General features: G+C 65.9%; 3 protein-coding genes and 1 tRNA gene. 2 read left to right on the forward strand and 2 right to left on the reverse strand.

The window, feature by feature from the left end:
• Window positions 1-49 precede the first annotated feature (49 nt).
• Window positions 50-121, forward strand: a tRNA-Val gene (locus V6M39_RS15805).
• Between the two features lie 185 nt (window positions 122-306).
• Window positions 307-750 carry a carboxypeptidase-like regulatory domain-containing protein gene (locus V6M39_RS15810; RefSeq protein WP_332644774.1) on the forward strand — a complete coding sequence of 148 codons (444 nt, stop codon included), beginning with the start codon at window positions 307-309 and terminating at the stop codon, window positions 748-750.
• A 20-nt stretch (window positions 751-770) separates the two neighbouring features.
• On the opposite strand, the gene V6M39_RS15815 is transcribed toward V6M39_RS15810, so the two are convergent.
• Together V6M39_RS15815 and V6M39_RS15820 are read right to left on the reverse strand one after the other, a co-directional pair.
• Window positions 771-4,433: a COG1361 S-layer family protein gene (locus tag V6M39_RS15815; protein ID WP_332644775.1), complete on the reverse strand. Its 3,663-nt coding sequence runs from the start codon at window positions 4,431-4,433 to the stop codon at window positions 771-773.
• A 292-nt stretch (window positions 4,434-4,725) separates the two neighbouring features.
• Window positions 4,726-5,831: AMP-binding protein (locus V6M39_RS15820; RefSeq protein ID WP_332644776.1), on the reverse strand; the 1,106-nt coding region annotated here is incomplete at its 5' end.

Raw genomic sequence — 5,831 nt, forward strand, 5'->3', positions numbered from 1 at the left:
TTCAAATCCCGTACCCACCTCCACAACACAACTTCACAAGATTCACCACGGGCGATTGGCGCAGCGGTAGCGCGCTTCCCTGACACGGAAGAGGTCACTGGTTCAAACCCAGTATCGCCCACAAGTAAAGTCGCAGGTCAGAGGCCCTTTTATGGGCCTCTTTCCTTTTGTTCGTGCAACATACGTGCGACAAGCCCGCTGCCACGACGGCAGTCGCGGACGGTACGCCGCGGTGTGCAGATGAGGGTTCGCAGAACTCCTCGAACAGGGTCAGGCCGTTGTCGTCGCACGGCGTAGCCTGAGGTTGTGAGGCCTTCTTCGACGTGGGCAGGAGCGGTTGGTGTGCTGCTGGTGCTGACAGCGTGCACCGGTGGCGCCGGCAGCGGCAGCACTCCGAGCGGGGGCACTCCGGCCAGCGCGAGCAGCACGCCACCGGGCCCCTCCGCTGCCATCGAGATCCAGGTGCGCGTTGGTGAGCAATGCCACCCCGAGCCGATGACACCCGGGCCGTCATGTCGGCCGCAGCCGCGTCCGGACACCGAGGTCTCGCTGGTGAACACCTCCACCGACGAGGTCATCGAGGTGCGCACTGATGCCAACGGCACTGCCCGCGTGGAGGTCAGTCCGGGCACCTACGTGGTGCGCGCCCCCGCCGAGGGCAAGTACACCGATCCCCCCGAGGAGACGGTGACCGTAGCCCCCGGCGGGGTTGCGCATGCGGTCCTGACGTACCTCGTCGGGTTCCAGTAGCGCAGCCCCCGGCCCGGGACTCAGCTGCCCTTGCCCTTGCCCGTCCCTCCCTTGACGACCACCGTGGCCGTGTCGGTGTTGTTGCCCGGGACCGGGTCGGCCGTGGAGCTCGACACCGTCGCGGTGTTGGCGATCTCACCGACGCTGCCCTGGATCTGGGCCTCGATCACATAGGTGACCGTGGCCCCGGCGGGCACGGAGGCGCTGCTGCAGGTCACCTTGTGCGCCACCTTGTTGTAGGTGCAGTCCGGTGAGACGTACTGGACGACCAACTTCTTCGAAGTGAGCGGCAGGATGTCGACGACCTGCACGTTCTGTGCGTCGGACGGGCCGCCCGCGCCGCAGGTCGGCGACGGGGTCGACTGGGCGTCCGCCTCACAGCCCTTGTCGTTGTGCACCACCAGCGTGTAGATGAGCGTCGGGGCGGGGTTGCCGGTGCGGTGCACGGCCTGCTTGTCCAGCCACAACTCGGCCGACGTGGTCACCGCTGTGCTCGCCGTGGCGGTGTTGTCCGACGGGTCCGGATCGGGGGTGTCCGCATGGACCGTGACGGTGTTCTCGAGCACGGTCCCGTGCGGGACGTTCGCCCCGACCAGGACGGTCAGGTGCACAACCGCGGACTTCCCGGGGTCGAGGTTGCCGAGCGAGCAGACCACCTTGCCGGCCTCGACCGGTGTGCAGACCGGAACGTCCTGGCCGTTGACGCCACTGACGAACGTCGTACCCGAGGGCAGGGTGTCCACCAACGTGACGTTCTGCGCGGTCGATGGACCGCCGTTCGTCGCTGTGATCGTGTAGGTCAACTTGTTGCCCGCGACCACGGGATCAGGCGAGTCGGTCTTGGTCACCGAAACGTCGGCGGACGCCACCACGTGCGTCGGCACGCTGTCCCGTACGTCGTCGTTGTCGGGGTCACCGGTGCTGCTCGACACCATGGCCTTGTTGAACAGGATGGTGCCCGGCGGGACGTCCGGCGCCACGGAGGCGACGATCGTGATGGTCGCCGAGCCACCTGGGGCCAGATTGCCCAAGCCACAGGTGACGTCGCGCGGTCCCGGTTGCCCGTGGGCACACGTGCCCTGGGACGGTGTCACCGACACGAAGCTCACTCCCAGCGGCAACAGGTCCTGGACCACCACGTCACGAGCCGTGGAAGGACCGTCGTTGCTGACTTCGATCTCGTAGGTCAGCTCGGTGCCCGCGACCACTTCAGCGGGACCGGTCTTGTCCAGGCTCAGGTCGGCCGATCCGACGAAGTCGACGCGACCGGTGGCCCGGTTGTTGCCCGTGTTCGGATCGGTTGTGGAACTGGCGACGCTCGCCACGTCATTGACCTCCGCGGCGTCGTCGGCGGTCACGGTCACCCGGACGGTGGTGCGCCCTCCGGCTGGCTCGGTGCCGAGGTCGCACGTGACCGTGACAGTGGTCACCGCGCCGGAGCTGGTGGGCGCACAGGTCCCGGATGGCGATGCCGTCACGCTGACCAGCTCGAACGGGGTGGCAGACGTCAGGACGTCGGTCAATTGCACGTCCTTGGCGTCGGACGGGCCCAGGTTGTCGACGTGGATGTCACAGAAGGCCTCCGTGCCTGCTGGCGCGGAAGTGTCGGGCTTGCACACCTTGGTGACAGCCAGGTCAGCCTGCCGCTTGACCGTCGTGGTGGCCGTGGCCTTGTTGTTGCTCTGGTCGGGGTCGAAGCTCGTCGGCGAGGACACCGTGGCGGTGTTCACCAAGGTGTTGCCGGCGAAGTCGGCCGGCACCTCGACCTGGATGACCAGCGGCACTGTCTGCCCGGCCAGCAGGTCACCCATCGCACACGTCAGGGTCCCCCCGGCGTTGGTGCAATCCGGTGCGCTGTTGAGGAACGTGACGCCGGCGGGCAGCACATCGGTGACCGTGACGTCCTCGGCCGTGTTCGGACCGGCGTTGGTGACGTTGATGGTGTAGGTCAGGTCCTCGCCCGCAGCAACCGGGTCCGGGGTGTCGGACTTGGTGATCCGCAGGTCCGCCGACGTGCACGAACTGAACCGGAACGAGCCGATCTGGGTCGCCGAACCCCCGACCATCGTCGTGTACCAGAACGTGCAGTCGTCAGTCGGGTCGACGTTCATGGAGCTGTAGTCACCCCAGCGCTCCGAGGCATGCACGGCGTTGCTGGTGAGCAGCATCTGCTCCTGCTCCGGCATGCTGCCCAGAGGTGCCCCCGCCAGACGACCGGTGTAGGCGATGGAGGCGTTCAGGTTGTTGGGCGCGTCCATGATGGAGTAGCCGATCGCGATGTTGTTGTCCTTGTCCATCGCGATGGATCCCATCCACCGGTCCGGGCTCCCGATGTTGGCGAAGCCGGGGGTAGCCGCTGGGGCATAGGTCCCCTGCTGGTGGATCGTCCAGCCCGCACCGCTGTTACGCAGCTCGTACCAGCGGGTGCCGACGCGGTCGTTGCCGTCGGCGTCGACCGAGGACTGCACCACGACCATCGACCGGTGGGTGCCGAAGTTGCGGTACTGCACCCGGTGCATGAGCCGTCCCGGCAGCGAGTCCACGTCGCGAGTGGAGTTCGGCTGGTCCACGCATCCGCGGACCTGGCCGTCGCCGTCACCGTCGACACACCCCACGTCGATGTCGTAGGGCGCTGTGTTCAGCGTCGTGGCCAGTCCAAAGGTCGAGTTGGCGGGGTCGTTCCAGTCGACGTGGAAGTCGTAGATCTCGAGGGTGTCCTGCGTCCCACCCTGGCCGTTGTCTGCGTCCTTGGAGAGCAGGAAGTGGTTCGGCTCCCCTGCGGCGGGCGGGTTGCTACCGTCCCAGTCGCTCGGGAAGAGCCGCACCCGGCCGGCGGAGGAGACGCCCGGACCGAGCGCACCAGCGCCGCTGCCGAAGTACTGGAATGTCGCCGGGCTGCCGCTGAGCATGGCGGACCGGTCGAACACGTAGGCGCCCAGGGTGCCGCCCTCGAAGGTGGACATGTAGAGGCCGTCGGGCCAGATGGCGTACTTCATGTAGTCGTGCGAGGCCGGCAGCCGGAACGAGTAGGTGAAGTACGCACCGGTCGGGTCAGGGGTCTGCGAGTAGGCGATGCACATGTCGAACGGAGCCGTGTTCGGCGAGGTGAACTGGCTGAGCATCCAGCGGTCGGCGGTCTGGTCGTAGAGCACGATCGGATCGCCCGCGTTCTGGGTGTCGCACCCGTTGTCGTTGACGTTGTTGCTCGTCCACAACGAGTTGATCGCCACCGACGCGCCGCCAGCTGCCGTGGTCCCGTCCTTGTTGTAGATCTGGAAGTTGGAGTTGATCATCTGCACGTAGTGGTTCGGCCCGACATCCCCGACGGTGTCGGCGGGCCCGAACGGGCTCGTCTGTCCAGCGAAGTTCTGCAGTGGCGCGCTCAGGTCGTCGTTGACCGGCGCATCGCCTTCGTCGAGCGCCGCGTCCTCGGTGCCGCCCGTGGAGGTCAGCGCCGGGGCCTTGTCGGTCGTCAGTCCACCGCTGGACTTCACCGGCTTTCCTCGGGACAGGTCGCGCACGGGTTTGGACTTCCCGGCCTTGACAGCAGCGCCGACCTTCGGTGGGTCGGACGGGTCCCCCCGTTCAGCGACCGCGATGGCTGGGGCGACGCCAGCCAGCGCCATGACGAGCGATCCCGCGGCGAGGCCGCCGAGGAGGGGACGAAGACGGCGGTGGGTCATGAGCTCGACTCCCAGGACACTGGCCGACCCTCAGGGCCTGGCGTTGGTGAGGGCCGCCTTTCGTCATACTCCACTCTGGGCCCCTTCGTCACGCAAATGACGAAAACTGGCGTGAGAATTGGTCATCGGTCTAGTCCAGCCGCGACGAATGGGATCAATGACCGCATCGAATTCCAGAACGAATCACCGGCGGGACGGTCTCGTCGAAGTTCCGCCAACTCGGTCATGGCTGATCGTTGGAGTCGATGCAGTTGGCGGCCTCGCGCGCCTTGAAGCTCGGCAGGTCCTGTCGTCAGCCCAGGCCCAGGCGCTGGGTCGTCTCCTCGCGCATCTCGATCTTGCGGACCTTGCCGGTGACCGTCATCGGGAACTCATCGACGACCAGGACGTAGCGCGGGACCTTGTAGTGCGCAAGCTTCCCGGCCGCGAACTCCTTCACCGCCACCGCATCCAGCGGCTCGGCGCCGGGCTTCATCTTGATCCAGGCACAGAGCTCCTCGCCGTACTTCTCATCAGGAACACCAATCACCTGCACGTCCTCGACACCGGGATGCGTGTACAGGAACTCCTCGATCTCACGCGGGTAGATGTTCTCCCCACCCCGGATCACCATGTCCTTGATCCGACCCACGATCGCGCAATAACCGTCCTCACGCATCACCGCAAGATCACCGGTGTGCATCCACCCCTCGGCATCAATCGCCTCAGCCGTCTTCTCGTCGTCGTTCCAGTAGCCGAGCATCACCGAATAGCCACGGGTGCAGAACTCCCCCGGCTCACCACGTTCAACCGTCTCCCCGGTGACCGGGTCGACGATCTTGATCTCCACGTGCGGATGCGCCCGCCCGATCGTGGCCGTACGACGATCAAGGTCATCGTCACTGCGAGTCTGCGTCGACACCGGGCTGGTCTCGGTCATCCCGTACGCGATCGACACCTCACCCATGTGCATGTCATCGATACAACGCTTCATCACCTCGACCGGACACGGCGAACCAGCCATGATCCCGGTCCGCAAACTCGACAGGTCGTAATCAGCGAACCCCGGTGCGTTCTGCATCGCGATGAACATCGTCGGCACCCCGTACACGCCCGTACAGGACTCGTCCTGAATGGTCTGCAACGTGATCGCCGGGTCGAACCCGGGCGCCGGGATCACCATCGTCGCGCCGTGGGTCGTGCAGCCCAGGTTGCCCATCACCATGCCGAAGCAGTGGTAGAACGGCACCGGGATGCACAACCGGTCCTCAGAGGTGAAGTTGATCGTCTCGGTGGCGAAGTACCCGTTGTTCAAGATGTTGCGATGCGACAGCGTCGCGCCCTTCGGGAACCCCGTCGTGCCAGAGGTGTACTGGATGTTGATCGGATCATTCGGCTCCAGCGACCACGTCACCAACT

The organism is Aeromicrobium sp. (genome assembly GCF_036675695.1).
Taxonomy (GTDB): domain Bacteria; phylum Actinomycetota; class Actinomycetes; order Propionibacteriales; family Nocardioidaceae; genus Aeromicrobium.